The organism is Gelidibacter sp. F63206 (assembly GCF_023015735.1).
Genome location: NZ_JALKAU010000054.1, coordinates 1 through 17579, shown reverse-complemented (window position 1 = coordinate 17579; position 17579 = coordinate 1). Strand labels below are relative to the sequence as shown.

Here is a 17579-nt window from a genome sequence, read left to right as displayed (position 1 = left end):
GAGTTCAACCATACCCGTGTACCATCTGCGAGGGATAATTGAAACTGCCCGCCTCGTGGGATTGTAAGATGGTTATAGACTAATTCTCGGGAAGTACTGTTATTATAAATTATCTGCTCGCCATTACTTGTAGCGTTTTGAGTTTGAATAGACGTGTTTTTTTCTAAAGAAATTGTTTCTCCCGTTTCAAGCGTTAAGGTGGCTTTGTCCGTACCAGGATGGATGTTATGGCGTACTATTGTAGCACTTGGTGCTATGATGTCGTTATTTAACACACGATCTCTAAAAAAATAAGTTGATGCCATAATACCCACTACAACTGCTGCCGCGGCATAACGCCATATTCTTCTTGTTGAAGATCTTCTTTTTTCATGCTTCGCAGTTTTTAGGATGTTTTGATACATCGTTTGTGCTCGTTTCGGTTCAATGTCAGGGATCTCTTCAAATAGTTGCATTACCTCATTGAAGTTAGGTAAATTGTCCGTCCCTTTTGTTTGTTTTACATATTTGATGATTGTTGCGATTTCTTGTGACGTACAATCATTTTTAACAAACTTTAGCAGGAGTTTTTGTATATCGGGTACTTGATTCATTCGTGCCTAAATTATCGGTATCTATATAAACAACCATTGAGAATCATTTTTGTGTTACTCAAAAGTTATTTTATTTTCAGAAAATGAACAAATCATACCAAATTGCAGAAGCATAATATCTGTTAAACCTCTTTAAATTCAAGGTGTCTTGAGTATAATTGCTATGAAAATCAAATGTGTAAAAAAAGGTGGATTTTTTTTGAAAAGTGGTGTAACCCTGAATTTTTAAATATTATTTCAACCACTTAAATGCCAATAGCAAGAGTGTAAAGGAGATGTCGCTGTTTTTTAAAAGAAAGACTCGAAGCGCTTCAAGGGCTTTGTTCATTTGGCTTTTTACTGTATTTATTGAGATGCCTAATTCTTGGCTGATCTCTTTATAGCTTTTGCCTTCATTCCGTGACATTTCGAAAATTAATCTTCGTCGAGGAGGCAAAAGATCTAAGGCCTGTTTTTGAATGTCATCTAATTCTTTTTCGTGAATCCCGGTATAAATTGGATTAAATGACTTTTGGCTTTGGTAGAAAACTTCCTCGCGCATTTTAACGTCGTATGCCGCCTTCTTTAAAAAATTTAAGCACATGTTTTTAGTAATGACAATGAGATAGGGCTTTAAGGCTAAAGACATATCGAGATCTTTACGCTTAATCCAAATTTTAAGGAATACCTCTTGGACAATTTCTTCTGCGTAGGTTTGGGATTTCAAAATGCTTAAGCTATAGGCATAGACTTCTTTTCTGTAGGTATTAAAAATAGTGAGAAATGTTTTTTCATTGCCCTCGATCAGTCCTTTGAGTAATAATTTATCAGAGGTTGTTTGCGTTTCAGTCATAAATTAAAAATCAAAATGGATGTAAATTATTTGATAATCAATGGCAATCTTTTTAAGAAAATTTTGACTATAGTTATGATCAATATTAAGCAATTTTTATTAATTTACTAAATATGAGATGGTATGATATGAAATATGTTTAGTTGAGTATAGGAAATATTTAGCCTCTAGTCCTTCTTCTGCCGTTATTTGTCCGCGCTTTCCTGTTTTCTTACACCGTGATCAAATTGATTAATATTTAGTGTATTACGATGATAGTTGTAGGCAAAGTATAAAATCCAGTTGTAAGATTTGGAACTGAATGTCTCATTGTATTTAATGCGAAGCCCAAATAATATATCCCACTTTGAAAGTGGTTGTCTTGCGATATAGCGAGAGGCAAAATAAAGGATGATATGTCTGCTGATATGAATAATTTCAAATATTACCCATTTTTATGACTATTTAAGAAAAGTTTGGAGACGCCCAAAAGGATTTGAGAAGATCGCCGTTTCCTCATGTATTAAACGATTTTATTGATCTCAGGTGAAGTTAAACTATGTGTTTTAGTGCATCTCGCTTTGGCTTCTAAAAAAATGACACTTTCGATAGCTAACGGAATCACGAATTTTCACGAATGGCACCGTCGATTGAGAATATCAGCATAAAACATTTACTATGAATTTTACGATTGCAACAGACTTTCGGTCTGTTTTAAAAAATCTAGGCACTTTAGTCTAATTTGATTTAGTTCCATTGAATATAAATAAATCAGAAAACCAATGGAAAAAATGGAGAGCGCTGGATTGAATTTGTAGTCATTCTGGAAATTGTTGTAATTTGCTGTTTTTTAAGGGATTAAATTACAAGTATTGCTCTAAGTTAAAGCGAAATATATAACAAATGATGAGTGAGTAGAAGTAAAATATACGGGACCAAAATCTGTTGTTAATTTTAGGTGTATCTCCATAATTTAGGAAAAATTATGTTGAAACTCGGTGATTGATATTTTTAATAACAGGTTCCGATCATTGAACGACAGTGCGGTGCAATGGATAATGTTAAGTTTTATAACCTTAAAAAACCTGATTTTAATCAATGAAAAAAAGGAGACCTGACCATCTGATTTGGACATCTATGCTTGTATGGGTGACTTCGATGTTATTTTATATGATCTTAATATGCTTATAGCCATGAGAATTAAGTCGTTGGCATCAATCTTTCATAAGCTTTTTTTAGGTGACATGTTCAAAGCTCAAAATGATAATCCATTATCCTGGCGCTTTTTGGCAAATCGGCAAAGTGCTCACACTTATACAATCCACATCTCCGCATTTATAAAATCGCCTTGGCAATTGTACACAGAACAGTTGAATCATTTAGATTCCTCATTGCTGACCATCGAATTCAATAAAAGTGAATTTATTATCCTTAATGGAAATATTGAGGAAATCGACGTGCCCATTGAAAGATATGATGAACTTTTAAATCATGAAATCAGGTGCTATAAGGTTGCAGTCAACTTTGTGCAAATAGTTCATGTTGTGGACAATGAGGCTGTAATATTAAAGGGCGTTATAAATTGTGTTGTTGGAGATGGAATCAGTCATCTCAAAACAGGCAAAGAACTTTTTAAAATAGAATTTAATAAAAATTGTGAAAGCTACTGAAAATCTGAAATCAATGGGAAAAACTAACATTCCGCATCCCAATTATCACTTCGACCAAACAATAAAAACAAAATGCTTTTTAATTGATTCCCTGCTTGTTTGCGTAACAAATGATAGGCTTTGGTAAGATGGCCTTCAACAGTTTTAACTGAAATGTTCAAGTGTTCAGCAATTTCAATATTAGTCAGTCCTTCTTCTTTACTTAATAAAAATATTTCTTTGCATTTGGAGGGTAAATTTTTGATTTCTTTTGCCACAATTGCAATTTTCCGTTCTAATAGTTCGAGGTTGCCATCATCCATTACTTCCTCAAGAGCTTCGATGTAAGTACGTTCCAAGTTCGATATGGCTTTATCTCTGCGATATTGATTAATGAATTCATTATAGACAATCTTATATAAAAAGCTTTTGATAGAGAAATCTGGATTCAGCCGTTTTCTGTATTCCCAGGTTTTCAGAAACGCTATTTGCACAATATCTTCGGCAAGTGTGTAATCATTATTCAGGCTCAATGCATAGGTGAAAAGAGGTCTGTGGTATGTTTTTATCAAATATACAAAGGCCTGCTCATCGCCCTCTTTGAGAAGACGTATAAAATTAACGTTATTCTTATATATCGATTCCAATATTAAAAGGCCATCAAAATTTTTAACGGTTATTGAGTAAGCTAAAGTAATTAATAAAAAACAGAAATAATTATTTTAAAAAGCAAGGGTTGTGAAAACTTGTCTTGTTATATAGAAAATGAATCACGAGAAATGATAACTCCGGAAATCGAAAATCTTATTGTAAAGTATCTAAGCAAATCGGCGACAGCGATTGATTTGGATACTCTTTCTGAATGGATCAAGCATCCAAAAAATAGAAATGTTTTCAAAGATTATGTACAAACTCACTATGCAATTACCTACACTATGAATGAACCAGATTCCAAAAAAGCATTGGAGCGACTCCTGCGCACCATAAGAAAAGAAAAATCGATGGTTTACCAACTTAAAAACCAACCTATTTTCAAATACGCAGCTGCAGCAGTTCTAATAATAGCATTGGCATCCACCTATTTTTTAAGGGAAACAATATTCACTAATCAACCATCAACTAGCAACCAACCAGTTATTGTCAACAACCAAATCGAACCAGGCATTGACAAAGCAACCTTAACGTTAGAAGATGGCACCACAGTAGCTATAGAAAAAGGAACTTCTATTCAAACACAAAACGCCACAAGCAACGGAGAAGAAATAATTTACACCAACAGTTCTTCACGCAATTTAGTCTATAACTATCTGACAATCCCAAGGGGAGGCGAATTTCAAATCACCCTTTCAGATGGCACCAAGGTGTGGTTGAATTCAGAAACTCAACTTAAGTACCCCGTAAGTTTTACCGACGGCGAAAGCCGTCAGGTAGAATTGGTGTATGGTGAAGCCTATTTTGAAGTATCTCACAGTTCAGAACATAAAGGGTCTGATTTCAAAGTAAATAATCAGAACCAAGTGATACAAGTACTCGGTACAAATTTTAATGTCAAAGCCTATAAAGACGAATCGAAAATTTATTCAACCTTGGTTAGCGGTAAAGTGGCTATTAGTACAGAGTCAACAAATCAAGTATTAACACCTAACCAACAAGCGACCCTTGATTTAACAACAGATAATCTATCAATCAAAAATATAGATATCAAAGGGGAAATATCATGGATTAATGGTGAGTTTATTGTGAAAAATAAAAGCCTAAAAGAGATTATGAAAGTACTCTCTCGTTGGTATGATATGGATGTCACTTTTGCGGATATAGAATTAGAAAACGTTCGTTTTGTTGGAGTATTGGGAAAAGATCAAGACATAGTATCAATCTTAAATACCATTCAAAGCTTTGGAGTAATTAAAAATTATGAAATTAAGAATAAAAATGTAATTCTAAAATAACAAAAAAAGGGAGCGAAGTCAACCATTTGGCGATGTCTCAACTCCGTCCCTTCAAAGTGAATAATTAAACTAATGTCTAACTAATTCAATTCAAATTTATGGAAATTAAATTAATTAATGTCCGTTACCTCATTCGAAAACGGCATCTCTTGATGATTATGAGAACATTTATCTTTCTATTATGCACCACCGTTTTCAGTTTTAATACCGAAAGCAGTATCGCTCAAGAAAAAGTAACAATCGATGTAGACAAATTCGCAACGATTGACGAAGTGTTCGAAATCATTATCGACCAAACAAAATACCGCTTTTTATATCCTGAAGGACTATTTAAAAACTTACCGAAAGTTCAATTAAAAAAAGGAATAATAAGGGTAGATAAATTATTGAATCAAAGCCTTGGGTCTGGTCAATTCAATGTTGTTGTTTCTGAAAATAACACCATTGTCATTAAAGACTACAAGTCTCAACAACAGCGCCAAGTTTCGGGTAAAGTAATCGATGTGGCTGGTCTTCCCGTTGTGGGTGTTACCGTTCTTATCAAGGGAACAAATATTGGAACCTCTACTGATTTTGATGGTAAATATGCAATCACAGTGAATAACCCCGAAAATGTTTTGGTGTTTTCTGGTTTAGGCTTTGTAACACAAGAAATCACAGTGTACAATCAGAGTGTGATTGATGTTATCTTTAAGGAATCGATCAGTGAGCTTGATCAAGTAACAATTAATGCTGGCTACTACAAAACTACACAGAGAGAGTCAACGGGCAGTATTGCCAAAATCGATGCCAAAACCATAGAGAAACAACCAGTAAACAATCCTTTGGGAGCTATTCAAGGTTATATTTCCGGGGTAGATATAGTGCAAACAACGGGAGTGCCAGGTGGAGGTTTTGACATACAGATTCGGGGTAAAAACTTCATTAATGGAGGAACTAATCCTTTATTTATTGTAGATGGAGTACCATTTGGAGGAGAATCATTAGAATCATATAGCGTGTCTGGTCAAATAAATGGAGGAAATACAAGCCCCTTAAATGCAATAAGTTCTGAAGACATTGAAAGCATTGAAGTGCTAAAAGATGCAGATGCCACAGCTATTTATGGATCTCGTGGTGCCAATGGTGTAGTTTTAATATCTACTAAAAAAGGTAAATCAGGAAAAACACAGTTTAAAGCAAATGTGAGTACCACGTTAGGACATGTTAGTCATTTCAGAGATTTAATGAATACCGAACAATTTTTAGAATTATTTAGAGAAGGAATTGTAAATGATGGATTTGGTGCTTTTTTAGAAGACCCAGCCTTCGATTTTGTTTGGCCAGAACTTAAAACTTGGGATCAAAACCGCTATACAGATTGGCAAGAGGAACTAATCGGAGGTACAGCATATAGAAATAAGATTCAACTTTCAGTTTCAGGAGGTAGTGATCAAACCCAGTTTTTAATTAGTGGTGCACATCAAAAAGAAACAACGGTTTTCCCTGGTGATGCTAATTATAAAAAAGCTACTGTATATAGTAATGTAAACCACCTTTCAAATGATGGTCGTTTTAAGATAAACCTTTCTACTAATTATGCTATAGAAAATAATTTATTACCCCGATCCGATTTTACTAACCTCGCTTATACTCTTGCGCCTAATACGCCTGAATTATACAATGAAGATGGTAATTACAATTGGCCCAGTAATTCGTTCGACAATCCATTTGCCCGGTTGGAAGAAGAGTATCATGTAAAAATTAATACGCTTATTTCAAATATGGTAATATCATATAAAATATTTCCAAATTTAGAAGCAAGAACTAATTTTGGTTATAATAAAAATAATATAGATTCTTACGTCATACTACCACACACAGCCAGAAATCCTATACAGGGTTACACTTCTATAAATTATTCTACGATTAATACAAATACCTCTAACCGCGATTCTTGGATTATAGAACCCCAGTTAAATTGGAAACATCAATGGGGTGATGTTAAATATGATATTTTACTGGGATCAACTTTTCAACGTGAAACTATAGATCAGTTAGTACTAAAAGGAACTGGGTTTGCTAGTAATAATTTACTGCTTAATATTTCAGCAGCAGAAACCATTGAAGCAATTCAAAATTCTGATAGTGAATATAGTTACCAAGCATTGTTTGGTCGTCTTAATATAAACTGGAAGGACAAATATATTCTTAATATTACGGGTCGCCGAGATGGATCTTCTCGATTTGGTCCAGGAAAACAGTTTGGTAATTTCGGAGCTATTGGAGCTGCTTGGCTATTTTCTAATGAAAATATATTTAAAGAAAGTTCAGTATTGAGTTTTGGTAAGTTAAGAGCAAGTTATGGAACCACAGGCAGTGATAATATTGGAGACTACAGATTTTTAGACACTTATAGCGTAACTGGGTTTGATTATAATGGAACTTCAACTTTGGAACCTACAGGAATATTTAATCCATTATTAGCTTGGGAAGAAAACAAAAAACTGGAAGCTGCTTTAGAAATAGGATTATTTAAAGATAGAATATTCTTAACTACTGCATGGTATGACAATAGATCTTCCAATCAGTTAATAGGAGTGCCTTTAGCGGCGACTACTGGATTTAGTACTTTAGATGGAAACTTTGATGCCACTGTTCAAAATACAGGATTCGAGATAGATTTAAGAACTATTAATTTTCAAAAGAATAATTTTAATTGGAGTACCACTTTTAATATAACTATACCAGAAAATAAATTATTAAAATTTAAAGACATTGAAAGTTCAACCTTTGCAAATAGGTATATTGTAGGTGAATCATTGTCGATTAGGCAATTATACCATGCTTTGGGTGTTAATCCAGATACTGGAGTTTACGAATTTGAAGATTTTAATCAAGATGGCGAAATAAATTCATTATATGACAGGCAAATCATTAAGGATTTTGCTCCTGAATTCTATGGAGGCCTAGGGAATACAATTAGTTACAAGAATTTGTCTCTAGATTTCTTCTTTCAATTTAAAAAACAGATAAGGTATAATTATTTAAGTGCCAAAGCAACACCTGGAGGGCAGTTAAATGGTCCAATCGAGCTATACGATCGCTGGCAGCAAGCAGGGGATATAAGCCCGCATCAACAAGCTTCTTTTTTATATACAACACCAGATCTTTATAATTTGAGTGAGCTACAGTCTAGTAGTGATGCTGCGATATCAGATGCTTCCTTCATACGTTTACGAAACATTTCACTAACTTATAAGGTTCCAAAAAAAGTAAGTAGTGGTTTAGATTTAAGTGTGTATATACAGGGCCAAAACCTATTGACAATTACTGGATATAAATATTTAGATCCAGAGCAATTGTATTCTAATACTTTACCTCCATTACGTCAGTTTACAATAGGTCTTAATCTTGGTTTTTAATATCAAAATTTATAATTATGAAACATACAGAAAACAACATCAACGATAATGACTTTCAGAAAAGTCTCTTTAAAAATGTGATTAATACTATAAAAAGTATATTCATTTATTCACTTGTTTTGGCGTTAGCAGCTTGCTCGAATTTTGTAGAAATAGACCCTCCAAAAAATACGCTGGTTTCAGAAACAGTTTTCGAAGACCCTTCTACTGTAGAATCAGCTTTAGCCAATGTTTATTATAAAATGAGAGAAAGCGGAATGGTATCTGGTAACTTTGGATTGGGTATTTTAATGAGTTCTTATGCTGATGAGTTAGACTATTATAATTTTGATGCAAATTTTTTAAATATTTATAATCATAATGTTATTGATACGGATAATACAGCTTTAGAATGGTGGTCTCATGCTTATAAAGTAATTTATGCTGTAAATGATATTATCAAGGGAGTTGAGAATTCAAGTGCTCTAACAAGTGCTGAACGAGATGAGTTTAAAGGCCAAGCTCTATTTATTCGAGCCAATATGCATAGTTTGTTGGTGGCAATTTATGGAGATGTCCCATATATAACAACGACCAATTATTTAGAAAATAATACGGTATATCGAATGCCTCAAAATCAAGTATATGATAATATTATTGCGGATTTGAGCGAAGCAATCAGTTTATTAAATGATACAGATAGTAGTGGAGAGAAAGTGATTCCAAATAAATCAGTAGCAAAGGCTCTACTTGCAAGAATCTATCTCTATACTGAAAATTGGGAATTGGCCGAAGAAATATCGTCAGAAGTTATAAGTGCATTTAGTTTAGAATCAGATATAACTAAAGTGTTTTTAAAAGAATCCCTAGAGACCATTTGGCAATTTAAACCTAATGGAGTTAGTCATAATAACACTTATGAGGCAAATTGGTTAATAATTAGATTTATACCTGGTCAATCTTATGCGTTGAATAACAGTTTATTAAACGCCTTTGAGCCTAATGATTTAAGATATGATAATTGGATAGGTAGCAACACAAGTTCAGACGGTTTAACTACTTTACAATATGCATTTAAATACAAAGAAATTTTTACTCAAACGGCTGCTTTGGAATATTCAATTATTTTTCGATTGGCGGAGCAATATCTCATCCGTTCTGAAGCTAGGGTGCATCAAGGAGATATAGCTGGTTCACAACAAGACTTAAATGCTATTAGAAATAGGGCTGGTTTACCAGATACAACTGCATCCACGATGAGTGATCTAATAGATGCAATTCTTCAAGAACGTCACGTAGAGCTTTTTACTGAACAGGGTCATCGTTGGTTTGACTTAAAAAGAACAGGAAAAGCAAGCGATGTTTTGAGTCCTATCAAGACTAATTGGTCGGAAACAAATATTCTATTCCCTATTCCTGCTAATGAATTGGAATTGAATTCACATCTAAATCCACAAAATCCTGGGTACTAATTGGACATAGGCATTCTTCTCAACAAAATTAAAAAGGATGAAGTAATTCATTCTGATATACTTTTTAACAATTTATAGTTTATGTAGAGTCTATTCAGAAAGGAACCAAATAGATAAAGTATACAATAACAAATAGGGAAGTCTTCAAGTCAATAACTATATCCTAAAAGGATATGATTTAACAATAATCAAATTATGAAAACAATTGCGAAATTCACAAAGGCTATCACCTTTAAATCAGGTGTAATAACAATGTTAGTTTTTGCCTGCATTGTCAATAGCTCACAAGCACAAGATGATACAGACAATGTAAAAACTAACCCAGACTTACAGCAAAAACTTAACACAAAAAAAAATCAGGGAGATGAGTATTTCGAGAAGTTTTTGGCGCACCCAAACCTTATTAAAATCCCCGAAGGTTATGAGGATTCTTATGCAAACGATAGTTTTATAGATTTCCAAAGGTTAAGCGATAAAAAGGATCAAGTTGAAATGCGAATGATAGAGGCGTTTTTAGAAAAATACCCACAAAATGAAAATTATGAGAAAGCTATGGGCATGCTTTATAATTTGTCTACCCATCCTGATTTTATCGCTGACAAAGTTCCTGAAAGTCTAATACAGTATTTAAATGATATAAGGTATAAGGAGGCACCGAAGTCTGAAAGACTTAACATGTTTAAAAGTCTCAAGAGAGCCTTGCCTGTAGATGAACAGGCTAGAGCACAGTATTTGAAAATGACAAATGATTTAGTCGCCAATGTTCTCTCCTCTAATGCATCTTTGGAGCGTAAATACAGAGCTGAACATATGTTATTAATTCGGAACTTTATTATTGCTCATAAAATACATACTGAATTACCAGAAAGGAATAACATGGAAGCTAGTTATTGGGATCGATTTGATATCCAATTTTGGGATTCGTTACGATTACAGATGGAAGCAGTAATGAATAAATACGGAACATTGGAGCAAATGGCTGATGATATCAAGAATCTATTAGTTTCCATTGGAGATCGTTCAAAGGCTGTAGGAGATTCTAATTGGAAATATTTCTTTGAAATAACAGGACCTAATAGCCCCCAAGCAGACCAAATAGGTATTAAAACCTTGCATAAATTCGCAACTGATAACCTGGCGGCTATTGAGGCAATAAAAGAAATGGATGGTACAAAGCCTTTAGAAATGACTTTTACGGCTATGGATGGTACTCAAGTAGACCTTGCCAAAATGCGAGGTAAAGTGGTCCTGATTGATTTTTGGACCCCTTATTGTGGCCCCTGTATTGCAGTAATGCCACATCTTAAAGCCCTATATGATAAATACCGAGACCAAGGTTTTGAAGTGATTGGGATTGTATCAGGTGCTGCAGGAAGAGAAAGTCACATACAAGATGTTCTTCAAAAGACCAAGGCTAATTGGCCATTGCGTTTGGAAGGAGGGGCGGATACATCTGTAAGCTTCACCTCATTATATCAAATCAATTCTTACCCTACAGTATGGTTATTAAAAAAAGAAGGCGTTATAGTTGATAAGAATGCAAGAGGTGAACGCCTGGAACCGCTAATTCGTAAATATTTAAATCTTGAATAGTAACATGAAAATATTTAGAATAAGTTATATCATAATATTGGTCACAATATTACTAACTAGTTGTGGAAGTGTAAAAGCTGTGTTACCACAGCATATTAATACCATTACCACAACTATTGTAGCCAAAAAAGAAGTTCTAACGGAGTTAGAGCTTCAAGACTGGCCCTATGCCGATATATTTACAGATACCATACCAGGAATTAGCCTAGTGAAAACTTATGAATTTTTAAAAGATAAAAAGGCAAGCCCCATTATTGTTGGAATTATCGATTCAGGAGTTGATATTGAGCATAAGGACTTAAACCAATTTATTTGGAAAAATGAAAATGAAATTGCAAACAATCAAATGGATGATGACCACAATGGTTTTGTAGACGATATTCATGGTTGGAACTTTTTGGGTAGCAATCAGGGTAATATTTACCATACACAACTCGAAATAACGAGAATGATTAAAAAGTATGAAGCAAAAACTTTAGATGAGATTATAGAAACAAGTCAAGAGGATTATGATCTGTTTCAGGATCAAAGAGAGGAGTACAATCAAACGTCTATTAGCGTTAATATGGCAATCGAAAGTCTAATTCAAAAACTTAATACTACTCCGAACGATGACAAACTGAAAGATGCACTGGCTTATTATGAAAATCTACAAAAATTTCATTACAATCTAGATATTAATCCGAGGAAAATTGTAGGAGATGATCCTAATGATTTATTAGATACTGGTTATGGCAATGCAGATGTTACAGGGTTCAAAGATAAGGGTTTACACGGTACTCACGTATCTGGTATCGTGGCTGCTGTTATAAATAAAAGTATTGGATTAGGGAGCAATTTATTAAAAATCATGCCTATTCGTGCTATTCCTGATGGAGATGAATACGATAAGGATGTCGCTTTAGCTATTCGATATGCTGTTGATAATGGTGCTAAAGTAATTAATATGAGTTTCGGTAAAGCGTATTCAGCACATCCAAATTGGGTGTATGAAGCTATTGAATATGCAAAAAAAAATGATGTGTTGTTAATTATGGGAGCTGGTAATAATGGTAAAAATATAGATACAACTGCAAACTTTCCGAATGATACTAAAAATAGTGATGTTGAATTTACAGATAATATGATTTGTGTTGGAGCTACTACGCATAATTTTAATATTTCTTTAGTGTCTGTATTTTCAAATTATGGCAAAAAAAATGTCGATATTTTTGCTCCAGGATCAAAAATATATTCTACAATTCCAGATAATGAGTACGCTTTTCAAGACGGCACTTCTATGTCAGCTCCCATGGTATCTGGTGTAGCGGCATTGATACGTTCCTATTACCCGAAACTTTCGGCTATTCAAGTGAAACGTATCATCATGGATTCAGGAATTTCTGTTGATTTTGAGGTTAATGTAGGGAGGTTCGGAAATAAAAAATTATTAAATGAACTATCAGTAACTGGCAAAATATTAAATGCTTACAACGCCATATTAATGGCTGATAACCTATCTATTGCGAATAAATAAATGAAGATGATAACAAAAAAAATAGTCTTACTCGCCTTTAGTCTTTTTATAGGTGTATCTATGTCAGCTCAAATTCTAACACCAGCCAAATGGAGCGTTAGTGTATCTAAAAAGCATCCGAAACAAGGAGAAATTGTTGAGTTAATATTTACTGTAAAATTAGATGCTACATGGCATTTATATAGCAATAAACAGAGTTACGATTTAGGCCCACTACCTACTACATTTGAATTTGAGGCTAATGATAGCTATATGCTTTTAGGTGATATGCAAGCAATAGGAGTGAAAAAAACGCACGATGAAGTGTTCGAGGTAGTCGTTAACTATTTTGAAGAAAAAGCAGAGTTCAGGCAAAAAGTAAAGATTCTTTCTAGTAAAGTAACCATCATGGGTTCTTATGAGTATCAGGTCTGTACTACGGTTGACGGTAAATGTATTCTTGAAAGAGATGAATTCGAATTCGAAATGGAACCAACAAAGTAGGGACTATGCAAGAAGTCTGGTCATTTTTAATAATAGCGTTTGGCTAAGGATTAACAACATTCCTATTGTCTATTATATCAGGAATGAAAAGCGCACATTTGAGGTTATTGTGAGATTATTTAGCACTACAAACATGAAGAGAATTCGTCACTGATAAAAGCAATGTTTCTGATAGAGTAATTAGAGGCTTTTGAACATAAAGCAGGTTTGTTTTTGTGTGAGATAGGTTCTGAATGTCCAGTGCCAATGCAGAAATACTCAATTTATCCCATGGGTTAGCGTTATTTTACTTTTAGACCAGGTAAAACAATATGCCAAAGGCCAGAACGTCCCAGTTCTCTTAGAGTACACTAACTACGATTGCGTTAATTGTCTTAGAATGAAAGCTGAGATGTGGAGAAGTCAAGAGGACTTGAAGTTATTAGACGCTAACTACATGGTCTTTGTATTGTATATTAATGATAAGGTTTAACTTATTGAAAATGAGTGAGGTATCCAATAATGATGGAAGAATTGAGACTCGAGCGGCCAACAGAATGCAGATTTTTAGATTGTAGAATTCAGGAACATCGTCCATTGTATGTCTTGATAAGCGTAGATGGCGAAAATTAGGTAGGGACAAAAATCTACAATCTTGACATCCAAAGTTTTGTGAACTTTTTGGAAGATGGTACGAAACATAACTGTTGAAATAACTCACCTAAATGATTAAAGATAACTAATACCTTATTTGACACCAAATGGCAAATTAAAGCCCGAGTTATATTAGGGAGTTGCAACAAGTTTTAGTTTATGGTGGTATTTGGAGTTAAGAAAAGTTATCGATCCTTATAGTTATAAGTTCAAATAAGGATAGATAAACGAATTTCTGAAGATAAGCTTTGGGATATCAAAGTTTATTTAAATACTGGATAACTGTATAATAAGTGAAGGAATGATATTCTTTCCTCCAAGAAAAAGATATAACAACCAAGATAGAGGAAGTTAAGAAAAGAATAAGTCTATAACTTATTTTTTCATAATTAGTTGAATTAGTCAATTTTTACATTACCTATCTTGATTGGTGCACGGGTAGGGCGTCTAAAATCTACCCGTGCTTTAAAAAAGTAGAATTATTTATATTTTGAAGATCAAGTTAAGCCTGAGATAGTTCTGCGCCGGAACTTGTTTCCATTATATAGATAAATCGGAAATAGTTAAGGGAAAAATGGCGAGCGCTGGATTGAATTTGTGGTCATTCTGGAAATTTTTGAAATTTGCTGTTTTGTAAGGGACTAAATTTCAAGTATTGCTTTAAGTTAAAGCGAAATATAAAACAAATGATGTGTGAATGGGAGTAAAATATACGGGACCAAAATCTGTTGTTAATTTTAGGTGTATCTCCATAATTTAGGAAAAATTATGTTGAAACTCGGTGATTGATATTTTTAATAACAGGTTCCGAATATTGAACGACAATGCGGTGCAATGGATAATGTTAAGTTTTATAACCTTAAAAAACCTGATTTTAATCAATGAAAAAAAGGAGGCCTGACCGACTGATTTGGATATCTATGCTTGTATGGGTGACTTCGATGTTATTTTATATGATTTTAATATACTTATAGCCATGAGAATTAAGTCGTTGGCATAAATCTTTCTTAAGCTTTTTTTAGATCCGATGTTCAAAGTCCAGCGGTCACCTGTTTACTGGCTTGGTGGTCCCGCATGTGGGGTATCATTTAGGAGGCATGACCATTATTCGGGCTTATTTACGGAACTCGGGAACCTATACCAAGATGCAAAGTGAAATGGACAATAGCACAAACTAAAGGCAGAATGGCGATGTTTGGCGTAGGGGCTGATCAGTCTGTAGTAGTGATGAAGTTTCTGAACTGCGAAGCATTCACGGATACCAAATCATTTATATTTCATAAGTAAATGGAAATGGAGCGAAGGGACGGAATTATTCAGTTTTATCAATTTTTACGACTCGCAAGAGGATGATTGAATTTGAGAAAGCAAAATCATTACCTATAACCAATGGTATCACCGCTGCTATATCCCATATTGACTAGGAATCAAAACCTTTTTTATAAACTCTCATAATAACCAAACATTCGTATTTCGGTATGGACTAACTTGAATACCGTGTTGTTAATTCTCTGACTGTTGGGGGTAATTCCTCTCATTCCGGAAAAAAAATTAATCACTTTAAGCTAACGTTTAGGAGACTGGAAAAGATAAGATCACAACTGAAAATCAGAATCACTAACAACTGATTTTCAAAACATTATAAAAACGTTAGTCAGAATTAAAATATTATGAACATTTTAGAGAATCGTATGGAGTTAATGGGAAACGTTGGATAGTAGCCCCGGGGGGAATTTCGTTAAGAAAGTTCGTGAATTAAATCGAAAAAGTACAATGCCAATTTTCTGGCTATGTGAGCAATCTACATACAACAAAAAAGAAGGATTATGGTCAGCCGTTGTGACCTTTTTAAGTTCAAACTGCGTTCACTATATATTTAAAAGTTTATCACACTATCCAATGCATCATCGGCGTCTCTGTGGATAAAGTTGGCTTGATAATTTAAAGTAGTTTTTAAATCACTGTGACGATATAGTTTTTGTAACATTAAGGGATGTATTCGGTCCCCGGCAATATTACCAAATGTATGACGAGCAATATGGTTTGAAAGATTTTTATCAATATTGCATTGCAATGCAATCTTTTTCAGGAATTTATTAAAAAGTTTGGTGCTATTTCCTGTTTTAATGAAAACATCTTCCGCATCTTCAACGTTTGCATCTTTTAGAAAAGGAAAAACATAGCCATTGTTTTCTTTCCTATATTTTTTGTAAAGTTTAAGTATGGTATCCGCTTTCTCCGGGATTTTCAAACTGAGAGGTTTGCTGTTTTTGTTCATAACATAATATAGGCGCTCATCTTTAAAGTCTGACCATTTTAGCTTTACAACATCTGAAATACGTATCCCAGCAAAGTAAAATGAGATTAACCAAACTTTATGTGTGTGCCAGATTGAAGTGCCTTCTTCAAGTTTTAAATTTTCCAGCCTTTCGACTTCCTCAATGGTTAATCCAATTTTGTTCCCAGATCCAATACGTATCTTTTGTTTTTCACCAGCAAAAGGATAATATTTCGGTGCGACAATACCATCTTTAATAGCGACATTGAAGAGAGTTCTTATGAAAATAAGTTGATTGGTTATTGTTCGGGCTTTTTGGTTAAGGTATGCCGCGGAAAATGTTTGAAATTTTTCTAAAAAAGCCTCATCGATATCCCTGAACATTAATGTCTTATTTTGTTTGAAATATTTTATACTGTCTGTAAATGTAAGTTCCGATTTTTTGGCTTTACTAAGTCTCTCTTTCCTTCGTTCTTTAATCCCTTTTATAATTTCATCTTTTGGGAGAGAAGTTTTTACATTTAAAAACTCTTCTATATTAAAAAGTATGGATAGTTGGGGTTTTACAACTGAAAATGTCCCTCGGTCGTATTTGCTTTGTATGCGTTCGGCAGCGACAGTAAAAAAGGATTTCGATCCATCGGGTCCTTTCAATTGTTGTTTAATTTGTTTTGGGGATAAGTCATCATTTTTATTGTCAAAATAGATGTCATTGGCCTCAATGAGTTTTTTTAAGAGGAAATTGTTTAACTTCTTTGAATTGGGATGTGTTCTTTTTACTCGTCCAATGTTATGATCCCAATCTTTCTCTAGCACATACTGGCCTATAAATACATAGTTAGTTTTATAGTTTTGGCTGATTCTTAAGGCAAGGGGAGCAGTGCCATCTATTCTTTCTTTGTTTTTCCGTCTAATAATTTTTATAGAAACCATAATAACCATATTTGAAATGTTATAAAGATAATAAAAGATTTAGAAAAGGGGTACAGAATAGGTACAGAATAATTTGATTTTGATTGAATTTAATTGATATTATAAAAAATGTAATACGCTTAGAATCATTGATTTCGCAGATGTTTGTGGGTTTTTATTTCTTGTTTATTTTGGGCTCATAACCCAAAGGTCACAGGTTCGAGTCCTGTTCCCGCTACTAAGCAAGACGCATCACTATAAATAGTCGATGCGTTTTTTTTGGGCTCATATCCGCCGCGGCGGACAC

The 17579-nt window shown here is 33.9% G+C and carries 10 protein-coding genes and 2 pseudogenes; 7 read left to right on the top strand and 5 right to left on the bottom strand.

Features of this window, described 5'->3' with window-relative positions; all coding sequences use genetic code 11:
- Together MWU32_RS02355 and MWU32_RS02350 are read right to left on the bottom strand one after the other, a co-directional pair.
- Positions 1–593: pseudogene (locus tag MWU32_RS02355) on the bottom strand (hypothetical protein); the annotation flags it as partial.
- Between the two features lie 232 nt (positions 594–825).
- Positions 826–1425, bottom strand: a complete 600-nt coding sequence (locus tag MWU32_RS02350; RefSeq protein WP_246937437.1) for an RNA polymerase sigma factor — start codon at positions 1423–1425, stop codon at positions 826–828.
- A 1124-nt stretch (positions 1426–2549) separates the two neighbouring features.
- Here MWU32_RS02350 and MWU32_RS02345 point away from each other — a divergent pair.
- A complete protein-coding gene (locus tag MWU32_RS02345) occupies positions 2550–3074 on the top strand; it encodes a hypothetical protein (protein WP_246937435.1) in 525 nt (174 codons plus the stop codon).
- Positions 3075–3097: 23 nt separating this feature from the next.
- Here the strand turns inward: MWU32_RS02345 and MWU32_RS02340 are convergent, their stop codons facing one another.
- Positions 3098–3700, bottom strand: coding sequence for an RNA polymerase sigma factor (locus MWU32_RS02340; RefSeq protein ID WP_246937433.1), 603 nt, complete (start codon positions 3698–3700; stop codon positions 3098–3100).
- 132 nt (positions 3701–3832) lie between these two features.
- Here MWU32_RS02340 and MWU32_RS02335 point away from each other — a divergent pair, with 132 nt between their 5' ends.
- The 6 genes from MWU32_RS02335 to MWU32_RS02310 all read left to right on the top strand — a co-directional run bounded on the left by MWU32_RS02335 (position 3833) and on the right by MWU32_RS02310 (position 13449).
- Positions 3833–5002: a FecR family protein gene (locus MWU32_RS02335; RefSeq protein WP_246937431.1), complete on the top strand. Its 1170-nt coding sequence runs from the start codon at positions 3833–3835 to the stop codon at positions 5000–5002.
- A gap of 98 nt (positions 5003–5100) precedes the next feature.
- Positions 5101–8406 (top strand): SusC/RagA family TonB-linked outer membrane protein, encoded by a 3306-nt coding sequence (locus MWU32_RS02330; RefSeq protein WP_246937429.1) that lies wholly within the window; start codon positions 5101–5103, stop codon positions 8404–8406.
- Positions 8407–8423: 17 nt separating this feature from the next.
- The gene (locus tag MWU32_RS02325) at positions 8424–9857 is read left to right on the top strand and encodes a RagB/SusD family nutrient uptake outer membrane protein (RefSeq protein ID WP_246937427.1); all 1434 of its coding nucleotides are present in this window, start codon (positions 8424–8426) and stop codon (positions 9855–9857) included.
- Positions 9858–10052: 195 nt separating this feature from the next.
- The gene (locus MWU32_RS02320; protein WP_246937425.1) at positions 10053–11450 is read left to right on the top strand and encodes a TlpA family protein disulfide reductase; all 1398 of its coding nucleotides are present in this window, start codon (positions 10053–10055) and stop codon (positions 11448–11450) included.
- A 4-nt stretch (positions 11451–11454) separates the two neighbouring features.
- Entirely contained in the window at positions 11455–12966 is a 1512-nt protein-coding gene (locus MWU32_RS02315; protein WP_246937423.1) for a S8 family peptidase, read from the top strand.
- Between the two features lie 6 nt (positions 12967–12972).
- Entirely contained in the window at positions 12973–13449 is a 477-nt protein-coding gene (locus MWU32_RS02310; RefSeq protein WP_246937421.1) for a protein-disulfide reductase DsbD domain-containing protein, read from the top strand.
- A gap of 2509 nt (positions 13450–15958) precedes the next feature.
- Here MWU32_RS02310 and MWU32_RS02305 read toward each other — a convergent pair.
- Positions 15959–17014, bottom strand: a complete 1056-nt coding sequence (locus MWU32_RS02305) for a tyrosine-type recombinase/integrase (RefSeq protein ID WP_246937439.1) — start codon at positions 17012–17014, stop codon at positions 15959–15961.
- A gap of 21 nt (positions 17015–17035) precedes the next feature.
- Positions 17036–17293 (bottom strand): annotated as a pseudogene (locus MWU32_RS02300) (Arm DNA-binding domain-containing protein); the annotation flags it as partial.
- Between the last annotated feature and the right edge of the window lie 286 nt (positions 17294–17579).

What these genes read in the sequence shown, in the direction of transcription:
- MWU32_RS02335 (WP_246937431.1), top strand. Translation starts at nt 3,833, where the DNA reads ATGATAACTCCGGAAATCGAAAATCTTATTGTAAAGTATCTAAGCAAA.
- MWU32_RS02330 (WP_246937429.1), top strand. Translation starts at nt 5,101, where the DNA reads ATGGAAATTAAATTAATTAATGTCCGTTACCTCATTCGAAAACGGCAT.
- MWU32_RS02345 (WP_246937435.1), top strand. Translation starts at nt 2,550, where the DNA reads ATGGGTGACTTCGATGTTATTTTATATGATCTTAATATGCTTATAGCC.
- MWU32_RS02315 (WP_246937423.1), top strand. Translation starts at nt 11,455, where the DNA reads ATGAAAATATTTAGAATAAGTTATATCATAATATTGGTCACAATATTA.
- MWU32_RS02350 (WP_246937437.1), bottom strand. Translation starts at nt 1,425, where the DNA reads ATGACTGAAACGCAAACAACCTCTGATAAATTATTACTCAAAGGACTG.
- MWU32_RS02325 (WP_246937427.1), top strand. Translation starts at nt 8,424, where the DNA reads ATGAAACATACAGAAAACAACATCAACGATAATGACTTTCAGAAAAGT.
- MWU32_RS02320 (WP_246937425.1), top strand. Translation starts at nt 10,053, where the DNA reads ATGAAAACAATTGCGAAATTCACAAAGGCTATCACCTTTAAATCAGGT.
- MWU32_RS02310 (WP_246937421.1), top strand. Translation starts at nt 12,973, where the DNA reads ATGATAACAAAAAAAATAGTCTTACTCGCCTTTAGTCTTTTTATAGGT.